We start from the raw sequence: 18182 nt of genomic DNA on the forward strand, positions 1-18182 counted from the left end.
GGCTTGCGCCTCCGTCCTTGTCTGTGCGGCGTATTATAGGGATCGCGAAACTATTGGCAAGTGTTTTATTGCGATTAATTACAATTAATTTTTATACCTACTTTGACCACAAGTTATCCACAACTTTGCTTTTGTTATCCACACTTTTGTGTCGTATAGTGAGCTTTTAATATAACGATCAGAAGGTTTATTATGTTTCCTACACTACGTCCTTATAAAAATATCCATCCAACTATTGGTAATGATGTTTATATTGACCCATTTTCTTCGATAATTGGTGATGTGCATTTAGCTGATGACGTTAATATCTGGCCAATGTGTGTTTTACGAGGCGATGTTAACTCTATATATGTTGGTGCTCGTACTAATATTCAAGATGGTTCTGTTTTACATGTAGCCAGAAAAGGTGAAGCGACGGTTGATGGCTACTCATTAACTATTGGTGAAGATGTTACTGTTGGCCATAAAGCAATACTACATGCTTGCTCTGTTGGTAACCGCGTGTTGATTGGTATGGGTGCTATTGTTCTCGATAATGCATGCATTGAAGATGATGTTATCCTTGCGGCCGGTGCTTTGGTACCCCCTAATAAGACGTTAGCATCTGGGTTTTTATATGTTGGCTCTCCAGCAAAAGCAGCTCGTGAGTTAACTGAAGCTGAATTTGCTTTTTTAAAACGCTCAGCAAGCCATTACGTTAATTTAAAAAATGAATATATTGAAGAAGGATCTAAATAGTTTCTTTATTTAAGATAGTTTCATTATTTAATCTTATTTCACTGAGCTAACCCCTTATTATTAAGCTACTGTTTAGGTTGTTATTTCAAGTAGCTTAAATACTCATTCAAAGCACAACTGTAGTTTTAACTACATGCCTACGTACCTAAAATAATTATCCTTTTAGTTTACTAACATATTTACTACCGCTTCAATTATTTAGCTCATCACTTACCTGCCCATGAAGTAATAAACAAATATCCACCAGCTATTTTTAAGAACACCCTCTTAACTTCATAAATCTACGTTATATATTAAATCAAACTCATAACATAAAAAATTCATGCATGAGCTTACAGCCAAAGGTATGCCTAGCTTCCCTGTTTATTTTCCAATCAAAATATAAATATTATTATTTATAATCAATAATTTACTGTTTTTTTTAAATTCATTTTATGTAATAAAAAACCGCAACGTTGATGCAACATCGCTCTTCGTTATGATTTTGAGGTAAGCAATTCAGCTTATCTATACATATTAATGGGATAAACAATGAAAAATATAAATTACGATCATATTAAAACAACCGTCGCACAGCCTTTACCAAATCTTGATTCATACTGGCCATACCATGTAATACAAGATATTTTTGAAGGTAGCTGGAGTCAAACCAGTATTAATAAGCATATCAACTTAGCTGAATGGCAAACCTATCTCGAAGATTTACCAAGAGATATCTATGTTGATACTCGTTGGAAAAGAATGTCATGGCTTTATTTAGATCAAGCTGGGGAAATCAATACGTTAGATGATTGTCCAATGGCTCAAGGGGGAAGTTATAATGATGCAGATACGATGGCTGATAAGTTACGTTATTATCCCGCATTAGAAACCTCTTTCTTGCAACGAGATGATGTTCAATCCTTTATAAAAGCATGGGCAGATCTTTGGGATATTAATCCTAAAGAGCCCATTTTAATGCAGATTAATGGTATCAAAGGAAACCAAGCTATCGATCCTCTACAAGGGCAAGGGATCCATCAAGATGGTAGTCAGTTTTTAAGTATATTAGTGTTGAGTAGAGAAAATGTAACAGGTGGAGAAAATACACTGTATGAAGATAAAGCAGGACAACGTCAAATTACCCATGCGACATTAGCGCCAGGTGAAATAATGCATATTAGAGATAATGAAGTGTTTCATAATATATCGTCAGTACAGCCTCTAGATAACGACACACCTTTTGAACGATTTATCATTATCATTAACTGCCGTTTTAATGATGCCTTTCAAAATAAAATATTACGTCAGCACTTTCCTGATGTTGTACTTAATCAAGGGTAAGCTTTAATTTGAATGAACAATGTTATTACTAGGACGAGTTTGTGATATTGCAGATTAATCTTTAATCAAAGGTGTGTTTCTATTATTAGAAACACACCTTATTAAGTATTACTTACCTTTTGCTCATCTCTTTCTGAAGTAACATGCTTGTTTTGTAGTTTAGCTCTAATGCTTTTTCACCATTAGCGTGCTCACTGACAAACATCGCACAATCTTTCAGTACTTTTTCTGGCATCGTTGTTTTACTTGCAGGACTAAACCCTAACTTCATATAAAAATCAGCCATACGCGTTAATGCAAATAAACGTTTAATGGCTAATTTTTCAGAACGTTTAACTAACAGTTCGACGATTGCACTCCCTTGACCACGACCTTCATAGCCAGGTTCTATACCTAATGAACGAATTTCAGCTAAACCTGTGTCATAAATATGAACAGACCCACAACCCGTTACTTTTCCGTCTAATTCAGTTACCACAAATTCACCAACTGAGTGAGATAGATCAGATTTATCTCTTGGTAAATTTTCACCTTTTTCAGCCCAATGGTTAACCATTGATTCGATACGGTCTATATCATCTAAACATGCCGCTCTGATGGTGACACCTGATGTATCTCGTTTTGCCAAACGTTGTTCAGCTTCTGTTAATGCAAATTCAACTTGGTTAGGAGAAACTCCGCCTAATGCAACACGTGCTGCTAAGGTCGCTTCTAATGTTAGTGTTGGGTAAACGTCTTCTTCAATCACATCTGAGAATTGTTTGAACTCTTCAACACTCAAGTCTTCAAGTGGTACACCTTTTTCAATGGCAGCCACAACGGCTACGCCAACAATATGGTGAGCTTCACGGAATGGGATACCTTTAGCAACTAAGTAGTCAGCCAATTCAGTCGCATTTGAATAGCCACCTTGTGCTGCTTCTTTAGTGCGTTCTTCATTAACTTTAAGATCAGTTAATGCCATTGACGCCATTTCTAAACAATCGCCCCACGTATCTAACGCATCAAACAAACCTTCTTTGTCTTCTTGCATATCTTTGTTGTAAGCCAAAGGTAATGCTTTAAGTGTCATTAACATACCTGCTAATGAACCAAATACACGACCTGATTTACCACGGATTAACTCCATTGCATCAGGGTTTTTCTTCTGTGGCATTAATGATGAGCCAGAAGTCACAAGATCAGACATTTCGATAAAGGCTGCTTCACCACTGTTATAGAAGATAAGGTCTTCTGCCATACGTGATAAATGTACCATTGATAATGTGGCACAACTCATTAACTCAACAACATGGTCACGGTCAGATACTGAATCTAAACTATTACGTGTTGCACGTTTAAAACCAAGAGAGTGTGCTAATACAGTACGATCCATTGCATAACCAGTACCTGCAAGTGCGCCACTACCTAATGGACAGGTATCCATACGATCTAAACAACCTTCTAAACGGCTATGGTCACGCTCTAACATTTCTAAGTAAGCTAAACACCAGTGAGAGAAAGTAACTGGTTGTGCACGTTGGAGATGAGTATAACCAGGTAAAATAACACCTTGGTGAATACGTGCTAATTCGATTAATTTCGCTTCTAATTGCTCTAGATTGGTAATTAAGCTTAATGTCGTTTTTTTACACCATAGTTTCAAGTCAGTTGCTACTTGGTCATTACGGCTACGACCTGTGTGTAATTTTTTACCTAAATCACCCACTTTATTAATAAGTTGGCCTTCGACCCAAGAGTGGATATCTTCAGCATCTGACTGTAGCACTTGTTCAGGATTGGCTTGCACTGATACTAATAATTCATTCAAGCTAGCTTCAATACTTTTTTGCTCTTCCGTCGTTAATACATTAACTGACAACAAAGCATGAGACCATGCGATTGAACCAATAATATCTTGTTCAGCAAGACGGTAATCGAATTTCAATGAATCATTAAATAATTTAAATTTTACGTCTGCCGCTTGGCTGAAACGTCCGCCCCATAGTGCCATTTGTTACTCCATTCTGACTTGTTTATTAACCCGATCTATTTATTAAAGGATTTGATTAACAACCAAATCCATTTGTTAAAGGGTTGGTAATATTGAAATGCTATTTATAAACACTCTAATTTTAAAACGTTTATAAATAGAAATTCCTGCCCCCGATAATCGGAGACAGGAATTTTATAACATATTTTGCTTATTTGTTACTGTTTAGCTTACGAATACGGCTAGACAGTGAATATAAACGGATGAAACCTTCAGCATGTTTTTGGTCGTAAACATTATCATCACCAAAAGTAGCAAACTCTTCTGAGTAAAGGCTATTTGGAGAACGTTTCTTAACCGCTGTTGCTTGTCCTTTGTATAAACGAACAACCACTTCACCGTTAGCATCTTGCGCTAATGATTCAGAAGCCGCTAATAAAGAACCGCATAATGGTGTAAACCAACGACCGTCATACACTAAGTGAGCAAATTCTTGGCCCACTTGGTCACGCCAGCGACGAGATGGTTTGTCATGTACTAGCTCATCGATACCACGAAGTGCAGTTACCATCACTGTGCCTCCTGGTGTTTCATAACAACCACGAGACTTCATACCAACCGTACGGTTTTCAGTAATATCGATACGGCCAACACCATGTGCTGCTGCTTTATCATTTAGTAACATTAATGCATCGTAAGGAGAAAGCTCAACACCATCAACAGCGGTTACACGTGCTTTTTCAACTTTTAACGTTACGTACTCAGGCTCATTTGGTGCATCAAGCGGATCAACCGTTAATGTCCAAACACCTTTACTTGGCTCGTTGTATGGGTCTTCTAATTCGCCACCTTCGTGCGAAATGTGCCATGCATTTGCATCACGGCTGTAGATTTTAGTTGCTGAAGCAGTTGTTTCGATTTTACGTTCAGCAAGGTAGTCTAATAAATCTTCACGAGACGTCATTTCCCACTCACGCCAAGGTGCAATTACTTTTAGCTCTGGTGCTAGTGCAGCAAAACAACTTTCAAAACGGATTTGGTCATTACCTTTACCAGTACAACCGTGACAAACTGCGTCAGCGCCTACTTTTAAAGCCACTTCAACTTGTGCTTTAGCAATGATTGGACGCGCCATTGAAGTACCTAGTAAATAAGTCCCTTCATATACTGCGCCAGATGCAATCGTTGGGTAGATGTAGTCTTTAACAAACTCTTCTTTTAAATCAACGATGTGACATTCAGATGCACCAGAAGCAATTGCTTTCTCGTGCAAACCGACTAATTCTTCTGCACCTTGGCCAACATCGGCACAAAACGCTACGATTTCACAATCATTATAAGTTTCTTTTAACCATGGAATGATTGCTGATGTATCTAAGCCGCCTGAATAAGCGAGAACTACTTTTTTAACTGAACTCATTGAATATTTTCCTTTCTCAATTATTTTATTTATTAATTAGGGTAAGCATTATAGCGTTTTGAATGTGCATTCTATTTTCAGCTTGATCAAAAATCAATGAAGCTGGACCATCCATTACATCTGATGTGATATCTAGACCACGATGTGCAGGCTGGCAATGTAAAATATGTTTAATACCCGTATTATCAAGCAATGCTTGGTTAATTTGGAATGGCATAAATTTAGCTTTAATTTGTTCTAGTGGTGTATCGTCGCCCATTGATAACCAAGTGTCACCATAAACAACATCATAACCTTTAATATCGTCGATATTATTTGTCACAGTGATCGTCGCGCCAGTTTCTTTTGCGATTTCTTCTGCTTTTTTCATAATTTGTGCATCTGGGCTATGACCTAAAGGACAAACAGCCGTGACTGTCGCACCTAAAATAGCACCCGCAATAAATAATGAATGCGTTACATTATTACCATCGCCAATATAAGCGAGCTTAACTTTGGTTAAATCATTGTAATTTTGTGCGATCGTTAAGAAGTCAGCCATACCTTGGCATGGATGGTATAAGTCACACAGAGAGTTAATCACGGGTACGCTTGCATATTCTTGCATTTCAACCAATGTTTTATGGTCAAATACACGTGCGACAATACAATCAGCCCAACGAGAAATATTAGCGGCGAAGTCTTTAACGTCTTCACGGCTACCCATCGCGCCATTAGTTTGATCTAAATAAACAGCATGACCACCTAATTTATTAACACCAATATCAAACGTTACTCGTGTACGTAGCGATTGCTTTTCAAATAAAGTAACAACGCTTTTACCGGCTAATGCCTGCGCATATTTACTTGGATTTGCTTTTAAATCTTTACCCAATGCAATCAGGTCTAATGCCTGTTGTTGAGTCATTTCCATGCCAGTTAATAAATTTTCCATTGTCACTCTCTATTGCTTCTTTATTTAATTACTTTGGTTCCCACTGCTTTACCTGCAAGCAATGACACTAAATTTTCTGGATTCTTCCAACTTGCTAACATCACATAACCTAATTGTTCGGCAGCTTGTAATGCAGCTTTTACTTTAACAGCCATACCATCTTGAATCACATCTTCAGCAATAAGTGTATCAGCTAGTTGCGTGTTTAACTCAGGAATAACCTTTTTCTGTGCGTCCCATACGCCATCCACATCGGATAAGAAGACAAGTTCTGCACCCACCAGCTCACAAATAGCAATGGCAGCTTGGTCAGCATTTACATTATACAGATTACCATCTTCACCAATCGCAATTGAAGAGATCACAGGCAAAAATCCACCCGCCAATAAACTATTAATTAAAGCAGGATTATTTGGGCTGCAAATACCTACTGCACCTAAGTCTGGATCCATCTGTTTAACTGAACAACTAAATCCATCTGCTAACGATAAACCAACGGCCGATAAACCTGCTTGTAATGCTTTAGCCATCAATAATTTATTTGATGTACCGGCTAACGCACCTGCAACATAAGGGATTTGATCAAACGGTGTAATACGTAAACCATTTTTCTTTTCACTTTTAATGTTCATCTTTTTCAGAACATCTTCCACAATCACACCACCACCATGTACTAATAACAATGGACGTTGTTGTATTGCTAAATATTCAGTTAATGCTGAAAACAAATTAGTCAGTGCTTGATTATTCTCTAAAACCGCTCCACCTAATTTAATTAACAGCGGTTTTTGTTGTACTTGTGTCATTTAAAATCCGTTTATAAAATAGAAGTCGTCATATCAAAACCGAAACGTAAATTAATACATTGCATTGCTTGTGATGAAGCGCCTTTCAATAGGTTATCGATAGCACTAAACACGACTAGATCCTGCCCATCAACTGCCCAGCCTAAATCACAGAATGGCGTACCGACAACATTTTTCAGTGCAGGGAACGATCCTTCCATTAAACGGACAATCGGTTTATCTGCATAAGCAGTTTGATAAGCTTGATTAATTTGCTCCGCAGTTGTGTCTTCATTCAATACCACATTGATACTCGCTAAAATACCACGCTTGAAACTGCCTAAGTGCGGTGTAAATACAACGTCAGTCCCTAAATGCTGATCAATTTCTGGTTTGTGACGATGTGTGAAGACACCATAAGGTTGTAAACTCACTTCACAAAAGCTGCTTGCCACATTGGCTTTACGGCCTGCACCACTCACACCACTTGTTGCATTAATAGTCGGCTTAATGCCTGCTTTAATTAAACCCGCATCAAACAATGGTTTTAATGCAGTTAAAGAAGCCGTGGTATAACAACCTGGTACTGCAATTAAATCAGTGCCTTTTACTTGTTCAGCATTCCATTCCGCTAAACCGTAAACTGCTTTTTCTAATAAATCTGGATGTTGATGCGTGAAGCCATAATATTTTTCATAAAAGCCAGCAGATTTAACACGGAATGCACCAGACAGATCAAACACGACCGTATTTTCAGCTAAAAACAATGGTGCTAAGTCATGGCTTACTTCATGCGCAGTTGCAAGAATAACAATATCAACATTTTCACAGGCAGCTTTAATACCGCTTACACCAAGAGGTTGTAATGGCAGGTCGACACAACCACGTAAGTTACCGTATAACTCAGATATACTCTTTCCTTTATCTAAGCTACCTTCTGACACATATAATCCAGCCAATTCGATATTCGGATGACGCGTTAAAAATTGTGCTAACTCCGCTCCTGTATAACCGCTAGCTCCCACTACAATTGCTTTTAACATAAAGAAAATTCCTGTTTCATTACTGACTTAATGCGTGATAAATAAATATGGGTAACAAGGTGCTTTTCGCGTTACCAACTATAAAAAGACATTTTAAATCAAAGTGACTATTTATTCAATAAATGTGAATAAATATACCAAAAATGATAAATTGCTTATAAACTCAACAAAAACATGCGGGTTAATTTAATTATAAATCGAAAAAAACACCGTAAACAACTGAATTTAAATGCATTTACATTAAAATCTTTATTTTATTCAATTTATAACTATGCCGAAAACCATAGAAAATAAATACGGTCAGGCAATTCAAGGAAATATAATTGCATAAAATTTTATAACCACAATAAATAAAATAACCAAATTGAGTTTTAACTTACATAAATATTTAAATTAAAGGCTGCATTAACAATTGATTAAGTATTTTAATCACTACAAAAAATAACGTTAATAAAATGTAAAAAAGAGCATAAAATGCAAATAAACTGATATGTTAGATATTGAAACATCACTGTTATATGCATTGTGTATATTAAAAATCACCACTGACGCCAATTGAATTAAATTCGTGACTTTACAAAGTGTAAATAGTAGATTTAAAATTGGGAAAAATGGTCATACCATTTCACCCAAGGATCTATTAGCCCTTTTGTTGTTCAATTAATACAAGGTAACAGTTTAATTTTAAGGAATAGTATGTCATTACCTGCATTCATCGACCTGTACAAAGACCTCATTAAATTACCCTCTATCAGCTCAAGTGATAGCGCATGGGATCAAAGTAACGTAGCCGTTATCAATCAATTAGCGGAATGGCTTTCAGACCTAGGGTTTACGACAGACATTACAGAAGTAGTCGCGGCACCAGGTAAATTTAACTTGGTAGCAACATTAGGCGAAGGTGATGGAGGTTTACTGTTAGCAGGTCATACTGATACCGTTCCTTACGATGAAGGGAAATGGCAAACGGATCCTTTCACAGTCGTAGAGAAAGATAATCGTTTGTACGGTTTAGGCACCATTGATATGAAAGGATTTTTTGCTTTTGTTATTGAAGTACTGAAAACAATGGATCGTGAAAAATTCACTAAGCCTTTACGTATCCTTGCGACTGCAGATGAAGAAACAACCATGTCAGGTGCACAGCAAATATCAGAGCAAAAACATTTTCGTCCTGATTATGCAGTGATTGGCGAACCAACGGGTATGGTCCCTGTTACCATGCATAAAGGCCACATGTCTGAAGGCATTCGTATCACAGGTAGAAGTGGGCACAGCTCAGATCCTGACAAAGGATTAAATGCCATTGACGTTATGCACCTTGTATTAAGTGAATTAAAACAAGTACAACAAACGTTTAAAGACAAATACCATAACCCACATTTTGAAGTGCCATATCCAACACTTAATTTTGGTGCAATTACGGGTGGCGATAGTCCAAACCGTATTTGTGGCTGTTGTGAATTACACATTGATATGCGCCCTATTCCAGGCGTTACAACGAACGAGTTATTCATTACTGTTAAACAAGCATTATCAGAAATAGAAAAACGTTACCCAGACAGCTTAGAGATCTTCCATTTGCATGAGCCTATCCCTTCTTATGAATGCCCATTGCACTCAGATCTCATCGATAATGCAGAAATTTACACTGGCAACAAAGCAACCAGTGCGAACTACTGTACAGAAGCACCATTTATCCAAGCATTAGGTTGTGACACCATTGTGTTAGGCCCTGGCCACATAGCGCAAGCACACCAACCCAATGAATATTTAGACCTTTCATTTGTGAAACCAACCAAAGAGGTGATTGGTAAATTAATCCAGCATTATTGCATCTAAGGTAATAAATGTTGGTATTTTGTAGTCACGTTTTTAACGGCGTTTCTAACAAAATGGCGGACACGCCAATTTCGACAATGTAGATAGTAAGATGCAAGAGAGCCTAAATTGACTAGCCTCTTCATTATGGTATTTTATTTAACTCCACTACAAAAAATGTAATTTGATTACAATAATAAGGAACAACGATGACAGAAACATATGCAAACTTACGTAGTAACGTTAGTTTATTAGGACAATTACTTGGTAAGAGTATTAGTGACCATTTAGGTGAACCTTTCCTTGAAAAAATTGAAACCATACGTCAGCTTTCTAAATCATCTCGTTCTGGTAATAGCAAAGATGGAGAACGCTTAATTGATGTATTGTCTAACTTAAGCGACAACGAACTACTCCCAGTAGCCCGTGCTTTCACTCACTTCTTAAATCTCGCTAATATTGCAGAGCAGTTTCATGGAATTTCTCGTCATTGTGATGGCGACGTTTGTGCTCCGGACCCGCTACAAGAGCTCATCGTCAAACTCAAAAACAGCGATGTTTCTGAAGATGAAATGCGCAAATCAGTGGCTGAACTGCACATGGATATGGTATTAACAGCACATCCAACAGAAATCACTCGTCGTACATTAATTCATAAATACGCAGCGATTAATAAATGTCTCAGTTTATTAGAGCTTACTGATATTTCAGATAAAGAACGTGACCAACTTTTAGTTCGCCTTGAACAACTAATTACTCAAGCTTGGCATACAAACGATATTCGTAAAAATCGCCCAACACCCGTTGATGAAGCTAAATGGGGCTTCGCCGTTATCGAAAATAGCCTGTGGGAAGCAGTACCTCAATATGTACGTGAACTTGATAAAACATTAAAAGACGGTTTAGGCATTTCATTACCGCTTGACGCTTCACCAATCAAATTCACTTCATGGATGGGCGGAGACCGTGACGGTAACCCATTCGTAACTGCGAAAGTAACAAAAGAAGTACTCATTACTAGCCGTTGGGTAGCAGTCAGTTTATACCTTGAAGATATCCAACAGTTAACTAAAGAGTTATCAATGGATAACTGTGACCCTGTATTACGTGCCTTTGTTGGTGAAGATGCAGATGAACCTTACCGTGTTGTTTTACGTAAATTACGTACTGAACTGAAAGAAACATTAACGGCATTAAGTGCAACACTACAAGGCCATGACAGTACAGCGAAAGATATCATCATCAGCACTAAACAGCTTAAAGAGCCTTTAGAGTTATGTTATCAATCACTGACTAAAATGGGCATGAGTTCAATTGCTAATGGTTTACTGTTAGACATTATCCGTCGTGTAAACTGTTTTGGTGTGAACCTAGTTAAATTAGATATTCGTCAAGATGGCGAACGTCACGGTGATACATTATCTGAACTAACACGCTACTTAGGCATTGGTGATTACAACGCATGGAGCGAGGAAGATAAACAAGCTTTCTTACTACAAGAGCTGAACAGCAAACGCCCACTGATTCCAACATCATGGGAACCCTCTGCTGAAGTACAAGAAGTATTAGATACCTGTAAAGTGGTGGCTCAAACTGATCCTGAAGCATTAGGTATTTACATTATTTCAATGGCACGTGAAGCATCTGACGTATTAGCCGTACAGCTATTACTAAAAGAAGTAGGTTGCCCATTCCGTATTCCAGTTGCACCATTGTTTGAAACGTTAGATGACTTAAACAATGCCGCTGATGTTATGCAACGTTTATACGCTGTTGATTGGTACCGAGGTTACATTAACGGTGAACAACACGTGATGATTGGTTATTCTGACTCAGCAAAAGATGCCGGTGTAATGGCAGCGAACTGGGCACAATACACCTCACAAGAAGCATTGATCAAAATCAGTGAAGAAAACGACATTCAATTAGTATTGTTCCACGGACGTGGCGGCACAATTGGTCGTGGCGGTGCACCAGCACAACAAGCATTATTATCTCAACCTCCAGGTTCATTAAAAGGTGGTTTACGTGTAACAGAGCAAGGTGAAATGATCCGCTTTAAGTTCGGCTTACCAAAAGTAGCGATTAATAGCTTAAACATCTATACCGCTGCAATATTGGAAGCAAACTTACTGCCGCCACCAGCACCAAAACAAGAATGGCGCGACTTAATGCAGCAATTTGCAGAACAGTCTTGTGAAGAATATCGCTTCTTTGTTCGTGAAGAACCTGATTTCGTTCCTTACTTCCGTAGCGTAACGCCAGAACTTGAGCTAGGTAAATTAGCATTAGGTAGTCGCCCTGCGAAACGTAAAGCAAATGGTGGTGTAGAAAGCCTACGTGCTATTCCATGGATTTTTGCTTGGAGTCAAAATCGTTTAATGCTTCCAGCATGGTTAGGTGCTGGTACGTCATTAAAAACATTGCTAGATGAAGGTAAAAAAGAGCTATTACAAGAAATGTATGTTAACTGGCCTTTTTTCCACACACGTCTAGAAATGTTTGAAATGGTATTCATGAAAGCAGATGAAGAGTTAACTCGATTCTACGAAGAGCGTTTAGTGCCTAAAGAGCTATGGCCACTAGGTCAGCGTTTACGTGATAACCTTAAACTAACACGTGAAGTCGTATTGGAAACGATTCCAGACCACAAGTTAATGCAAGAGCAACCATGGATAAAAGAATCAATTGAACTACGTAACCCGTATGTTGATCCATTAAACATGTTACAAGCGGAGTTATTATCTCGTTCACGTTCATGTGAACAAAATGAGACGATCAACCCAGATATTGACCAAGCGTTAATGGTAACTATTGCAGGTATTGCTGCAGGTCTTCGTAATACAGGTTAGTACACACTTAAAGCCGCACGATTTATATAACGCTTTGGCTTATTGAAATTGTGCTCTTATTAAGTATGTTGATTAAATAGGTTTAACGTCGTTTTTATAAAAAAATAACATTATAAAATGACGTTAAACTTTTCCTACAAATCCTCTTTCAGGCAAACTCTGTTAATCGCCTAAAGAGCATTTCCATATAACATGCTCATATTGTATTTCCATTCAATCACTTTCTAGCTCCATGTATAATACTAGCCCCACCTAAAACTTTACTTCTATATAAAGATATCGCCCAAAGACTTAAACTCCTTTTTTGCCACACATTTAACTTATTTCACTATGCTATTTTATGCATTATTCATATTAGTGATGTTAAAAGAGTTATTCTTCGACAATACTTTAAAACACACTATGGTTTATTTTATGGCTCATTAACATCAGGAGATTTACATCATGAAATACTATTTAAGTTCAATATTCGTCTGCTTAGCGCTACTTTTACAAGGTTGCGGTGAAAGTGTAGCTACAACAACCAAAGTCAGTGATTACAAGGGCACAGGTTCATTGACTCAAGGTATTGCACAAACAACCGTTACCAATTTATTTCCAGATGGTCATCGCGTTGCAGCACTTGGTACGATTGATAGCATCAATAGCCAAGCGACATGGGCTGTACCCGCAGTGGTTAATTATACAAACGACAACTTCCCTATCGCACCCGATCTATACAATGACTATGGCCATAAATACACCGATACACAAACAGCACTTTCCGCATTAAATGAAGACAATATTGTAGAGGTCGATACAGATGGCGAAGTCATTACGGCTTACATATTTGCTGATAATTACTTTGAAATGTACATCAATGGTGTCCCTGTCGGTAAAGACCCAATTCCTTTCACTGAATTTAACTCCAACATTATTCAATTTAAAGTGAATAAACCCTTTGATATAGCAGTGCTCGCCGTCGACTGGGAAGAGAATTTAGGAACAGGTACTGAGCTTAACCGTAATGTAAAAGCCCATCCTGGTGATGGTGGTTTTGTTGCCGTATTTAAAGATGAAAGCAATCAAACCGTCGCCATAACAGACGGTGATTGGAAAGCACAAAACTATTATACCTCGCCTATTTCAGACCTAAGTTGTTTGTCTGAATCAGGCTCTGCACATTTATCTACAAACTGTACTATTCAAGGTACTGACGATGCATCACAACTTTATGGCGTACATTGGGCAATACCAACTGGTTGGCAACAACAAGGTTTTGACGATAGCCAATGGCCAGCAGCAAACACCTTCACTAACGACACAGTCGGAGTTGATAATAAAAAGTCATACACTAACTTCACTGATATTTTTGATGATTCAAACAACGATGCTCAATTCATTTGGTCTGCGAATTTAAACTTAGATAATAAAATATTGTTAAGAACAACAGTTAATAAATAAGTGATTACCTAAACAGCGAACAATTTAACTAACACGTACATTGTTAGTTGAACATCGCCTATTGCACCTACCCTAAAACGATAACTGAATAGCAAGAAAGCTAATACACTCCCTCTCCATTAATTGTTCGCATTAAACCAAAGCATTTCGAGGATGCTATTCCTTACTTATAAATATTGCTCATAAATATCGCTTATAGTCTTTATGATTTGAGTAATAGTGGTTTAGAGAATAGTGGTTATGTTAATATTCTATTTTTACCTGCGACTCGGTTAATAACATGACAAACGACACACCAATCAAACAGCTTGATGCATTAGGTTTACGCTGCCCAGAACCAGTAATGGTGATCAGAAAAACCGTAAGACAATTAGCAACAGGTGACTTATTAGAGATTATTGCCGACGACCCTGCTACAACAAGAGATATCCCAAGCTTTTGCCGCTTTATGGAGCATCAATTAATCGAAGCACAAACGAAGACTATTCCTTATCGTTATTTAATTAAAAAGGGATTGAAATAAAGGGGGAATTAATGGGGATCTGCAATCAAAAATATTTTTTTGGAAAACTATACCAAGGCCATTTTGGTTTAGCTAAAACGGTATGGTTATACGGTGTATTAGTTAATATCACTTATCTCATTACCGTCAATATATTCAATCTATTTAAGACCAATACAACTCCTCAAGAATTAATACTGTTTACGCTATTAGCGCTAGCATATAACTTAATATACATGTCAGGAGCATGGGAAGCGGCCGAAAAATATCAAGGCCGACACCTTTGGGTTGCATTGACGAAATGCCTTCTTATCATTGAATATTTTATTTGGGCAATTGGCTTTTTTATACTTATTGAGATGTTACTCGAACTTTAAATATTGAGGTATATGTCGGCTAAGTTCCAACAATACCAAACTGTAAAGTTATCATTCTATATCAATAGGATAAGACCATATCTGCATTGCGAAATTTTATCTATCATCTAGAATATTTATCAACTGAAGTACTATGCATATTATAAAAAATTTCACGAGATAACCTTTCACAAAATAACTAGTAGTTATATTGCCTATATAGACCTCTCTTGCACCTAACATTATTGTGCCATTCTACCTTTAATAATATTAGCCAATTTATATTCAATAAAAATTGGCTATTTAAAAACTATTCTTTTAATAAAAAAGAATCTTACTTTATAGCTTAAATTACACCAAAATGAAAAATATAAACTGTAATGATTAATACTTACAAAAAATCAGACTCACATTCATTTTGATACGACACTGCGTAAAGCTTTAAATATTAACAATATTTTACACACTAAGAACTTAAAGTCCTTAATGTGTAATTACTAAAGATTAATCTGTTGTCGTTTCATCTATATCTGCAGACACCGAGTCACTTGCATAGGCAGTCGAATCATCTGAAACAATCAATGCACCATCACTAATTAATCCATTAATAATAGTAATATCGTTACTACCGTACTCAGTAACTAGGTCAACATCATCTAGCACGATATATTGTGTGACTTCATCATTTACCACTTCAATGGTTGTATTTGTCACGCCTTCATCATCAGTTTCTACTGAGAAATTAAGGTAAGAATCAAGCGTATCATTAGTAGCATCAACAAGTAATTCACTTAAGTCTAGGACATCTTCACCATCAATATCAAAATCAGTAATGGTGTCAATATTACTGTTTGCACTACTATCAAATTCCCAAATATAAGTATCACCACCATCGCCGCCGGTTAATATGTCGTTACCTAAACCACCAGTTAACATATCATCACCATCACCACCGACTAATGTATCGTCACCATCCGTTCCTATAATGGTACTGTCGACGCCATCGACACGTACGGTAACTAAAGCTGTACCAACTTCAGTACCATCACTAATAGTGTATTCAATATCAAAGGTTTGAGAGTCGCCTTCATTCAAGGTGACACCTAATTCTTCGCTCGGCGTAAAGACGATTTCACCATCAACAAGCTGACCTGTTCCGACTACAATATCATCTATTGTAACATCTACGGCATCTCCATCCTCAGTGACACTTTGCCCTTGGATTTCAGTAATGGTGATTTCGTCATTATCATCATCTGTATCATTAGATAAAACATCGATAGTGATTGAACTGTTTTCGTCAGTAAATATATCGCCTTCGGTAATAGATGTATTTATTTCAGGGACTCCACCTGTTACATCGACAATGGTACTTGCATCATCATAGTTAAGATCAAGCTCTATAACTTCTGTGGTTTCACTACCGTCTGCCTGTGTTCTTGTAAACGTAATTTCATCTGCAACGGTTCTAGATAGTGTCATATTTTGTACTACATAGGTGCCATCAGAACCTGATGTTGTTAATTCAAAAGAATTCACCGGTAAATCGTTGTCAAAACTAAAAGTATAAGTATCTACATAACTACCACTTTGTCTAAAAGAAGATTGTGTTTCAGAGGTCCCATCTTCAAAGTAAGCTGTAATAGATACTTTGGTTGCATTGCGACTCGACTCATCAAAATAGCCGCCTAATCCATCAAGTGTAAAGGTTACTTCATTAATATTTTCACCATCAATATCAATTACTAGAGTTTCTCCTTGACTTAACCCTGCGCTATCTCCATTACCAATACCGTTACCTGTATGCGTCCCACCATTCCAAGCCCTTAGTACTTGTGAATCGTTAGCATCCGTGGTTGTTATAGATGTTGTAATCGTTGCATTATTGATGGTTGTAATAACCTCTGTACCATCACTATTCACTGTTCCCCAATCACTCACATTAGCTTCAAAGCTTGAAGATCCATCATCACCAAATGAACCAACACCTATATCAACAGAGTTAAGTTGAATAGCTGCTTCATCTGGTACGAATTGAACTTCAGAGTCGGAGTCGTATTCTTCGCCAACAACCATATCAACCCACACACCATCAACCGAGACTTGCATTGTTCCGAACTCAGGTTGTTCATCTAAACGGATGGTTGTAGCGTAGGTCATTTCCGTATCATCAACGGCGGTTGGTGCATAGTCCACGCCATTAATAGTGATTTCGATATCCTGAGTGTTTCCATCACTAGTGTTGACTGTAATGATATCGGTTAAGGTATCACCGTCATCAAGATCTTGAATATCTGCTTGTGTATTATCTGCCGAATACGTCCATTTACCATCTGTATCAATAGTTATTTCACCGTAAGTACCTGTCACAGTTTCAGCTGTGAAGGTCGTTGTATCGGCGGTATCGACATCCGTTAATGCTAACTCACCTGAGACGGTTAGGGTTGAAGCATCATCGTCTTCTGTTACTTCGCCTTCCGTATCGCCCGTAACAACAGATATATCGTCTACACCATTGATGGTAACGGTAATGTCTTGTGTTACACCATTTAATGTAACCGTATAAACTTCTGTTAATGTTTCATCTTCACCTAAATACTGAACTGCACTGTTATCTACTTCATAAGACCAATTACCATCTGCATCAATACTCATTTCACCTAAGGCTGTATCACCAGTATTTGTTGGTGAAAATGCAACGGTAGGTTCAAAGTTTTCACTATCTGTAGTATCAACATCAGTAAAGGTTAATGTACCTGAGTCAGTTAATTTTCCATCACTATCAGTTGTATCTTCAGTTACTGAACCTACATCACTGTCCCCAACTAATGAGTTAACAGTTATTTCTGTAGGATCTTCTGCCCCCAAAATAAACACGCTGATTTCTTGTTCTGTACCATTGACAGTGATCACAAAGTTTTCGACTATTTGTTCACCATCATCTAAGTACTGCACCAGGCTATTATCAACTACATACGACCAAACACCGCCAT

Annotated in this window: 13 protein-coding genes; 7 read left to right on the plus strand and 6 right to left on the minus strand. The window is 37.5% G+C overall.

The window, feature by feature from the left end; genetic code table 11:
• Positions 1 to 192: 192 nt before the first annotated feature.
• Together V6255_RS16945 and V6255_RS16950 are read left to right on the plus strand one after the other, a co-directional pair.
• The gene (locus V6255_RS16945; protein WP_341629207.1) at positions 193 to 738 is read left to right on the plus strand and encodes a gamma carbonic anhydrase family protein; all 546 of its coding nucleotides are present in this window, start codon (positions 193 to 195) and stop codon (positions 736 to 738) included.
• Between the two features lie 531 nt (positions 739 to 1269).
• Positions 1270 to 2061 (plus strand): 2OG-Fe dioxygenase family protein, encoded by a 792-nt coding sequence (locus V6255_RS16950; RefSeq protein ID WP_341629208.1) that lies wholly within the window; start codon positions 1270 to 1272, stop codon positions 2059 to 2061.
• A 112-nt stretch (positions 2062 to 2173) separates the two neighbouring features.
• Here V6255_RS16950 and argH read toward each other — a convergent pair whose 3' ends face one another.
• From argH to argC, 5 genes are all read right to left on the minus strand, one after another.
• On the minus strand, positions 2174 to 4054 hold the full coding sequence (gene argH / locus V6255_RS16955) for an argininosuccinate lyase (RefSeq protein WP_160060163.1): 1881 nt from the start codon (positions 4052 to 4054) through the stop codon (positions 2174 to 2176).
• A 190-nt stretch (positions 4055 to 4244) separates the two neighbouring features.
• Complete coding sequence (locus V6255_RS16960) at positions 4245 to 5453, minus strand: argininosuccinate synthase (protein ID WP_025564412.1); 1209 nt, start codon at positions 5451 to 5453, stop codon at positions 4245 to 4247.
• Between the two features lie 25 nt (positions 5454 to 5478).
• Entirely contained in the window at positions 5479 to 6387 is a 909-nt protein-coding gene (locus V6255_RS16965; protein ID WP_341629209.1) for an ornithine carbamoyltransferase, read from the minus strand.
• Positions 6388 to 6407: 20 nt separating this feature from the next.
• Positions 6408 to 7193, minus strand: a complete 786-nt coding sequence (gene argB / locus V6255_RS16970) for an acetylglutamate kinase (RefSeq protein WP_025564409.1) — start codon at positions 7191 to 7193, stop codon at positions 6408 to 6410.
• A gap of 11 nt (positions 7194 to 7204) precedes the next feature.
• Positions 7205 to 8215, minus strand: a complete 1011-nt coding sequence (gene argC, locus V6255_RS16975; RefSeq protein ID WP_341629210.1) for an N-acetyl-gamma-glutamyl-phosphate reductase — start codon at positions 8213 to 8215, stop codon at positions 7205 to 7207.
• 696 nt (positions 8216 to 8911) lie between these two features.
• On the opposite strand from argC, the gene argE reads away from it, so the two are divergent.
• The 5 genes from argE (at position 8912) to V6255_RS17000 (ending at position 15210) form a co-directional block, all read left to right on the plus strand.
• A complete protein-coding gene (argE, locus tag V6255_RS16980) occupies positions 8912 to 10057 on the plus strand; it encodes an acetylornithine deacetylase (protein WP_341629211.1) in 1146 nt (381 codons plus the stop codon).
• A gap of 188 nt (positions 10058 to 10245) precedes the next feature.
• Entirely contained in the window at positions 10246 to 12888 is a 2643-nt protein-coding gene (ppc, locus tag V6255_RS16985; protein ID WP_341629212.1) for a phosphoenolpyruvate carboxylase, read from the plus strand.
• A gap of 444 nt (positions 12889 to 13332) precedes the next feature.
• The gene (locus V6255_RS16990) at positions 13333 to 14331 is read left to right on the plus strand and encodes a hypothetical protein (RefSeq protein ID WP_341629213.1); all 999 of its coding nucleotides are present in this window, start codon (positions 13333 to 13335) and stop codon (positions 14329 to 14331) included.
• A 280-nt stretch (positions 14332 to 14611) separates the two neighbouring features.
• Positions 14612 to 14854 (plus strand): sulfurtransferase TusA, encoded by a 243-nt coding sequence (tusA, locus tag V6255_RS16995; RefSeq protein ID WP_341629214.1) that lies wholly within the window; start codon positions 14612 to 14614, stop codon positions 14852 to 14854.
• A gap of 11 nt (positions 14855 to 14865) precedes the next feature.
• Positions 14866 to 15210: a hypothetical protein gene (locus tag V6255_RS17000; protein WP_341629215.1), complete on the plus strand. Its 345-nt coding sequence runs from the start codon at positions 14866 to 14868 to the stop codon at positions 15208 to 15210.
• Positions 15211 to 15693: 483 nt separating this feature from the next.
• Here V6255_RS17000 and V6255_RS17005 read toward each other — a convergent pair.
• A partial coding sequence (locus tag V6255_RS17005; protein ID WP_341629216.1) for a VCBS domain-containing protein occupies positions 15694 to 18182 on the minus strand: 2489 nt, incomplete at its 5' end.

This window comes from Psychromonas arctica (assembly GCF_038155225.1).
GTDB lineage: Bacteria > Pseudomonadota > Gammaproteobacteria > Enterobacterales > Psychromonadaceae > Psychromonas > Psychromonas arctica_B.

Coding starts and splice junctions, on each gene's coding strand:
- V6255_RS16965 (WP_341629209.1), bottom strand. CDS start 6,387: ATGGAAAATTTATTAACTGGCATGGAAATGACTCAACAACAGGCATTA.
- V6255_RS16945 (WP_341629207.1), top strand. CDS start 193: ATGTTTCCTACACTACGTCCTTATAAAAATATCCATCCAACTATTGGT.
- argH (WP_160060163.1), bottom strand. CDS start 4,054: ATGGCACTATGGGGCGGACGTTTCAGCCAAGCGGCAGACGTAAAATTT.
- tusA (WP_341629214.1), top strand. CDS start 14,612: ATGACAAACGACACACCAATCAAACAGCTTGATGCATTAGGTTTACGC.
- V6255_RS16950 (WP_341629208.1), top strand. CDS start 1,270: ATGAAAAATATAAATTACGATCATATTAAAACAACCGTCGCACAGCCT.
- argC (WP_341629210.1), bottom strand. CDS start 8,215: ATGTTAAAAGCAATTGTAGTGGGAGCTAGCGGTTATACAGGAGCGGAG.
- V6255_RS16960 (WP_025564412.1), bottom strand. CDS start 5,453: ATGAGTTCAGTTAAAAAAGTAGTTCTCGCTTATTCAGGCGGCTTAGAT.
- argB (WP_025564409.1), bottom strand. CDS start 7,193: ATGACACAAGTACAACAAAAACCGCTGTTAATTAAATTAGGTGGAGCG.
- V6255_RS17000 (WP_341629215.1), top strand. CDS start 14,866: ATGGGGATCTGCAATCAAAAATATTTTTTTGGAAAACTATACCAAGGC.
- argE (WP_341629211.1), top strand. CDS start 8,912: ATGTCATTACCTGCATTCATCGACCTGTACAAAGACCTCATTAAATTA.
- V6255_RS16990 (WP_341629213.1), top strand. CDS start 13,333: ATGAAATACTATTTAAGTTCAATATTCGTCTGCTTAGCGCTACTTTTA.
- ppc (WP_341629212.1), top strand. CDS start 10,246: ATGACAGAAACATATGCAAACTTACGTAGTAACGTTAGTTTATTAGGA.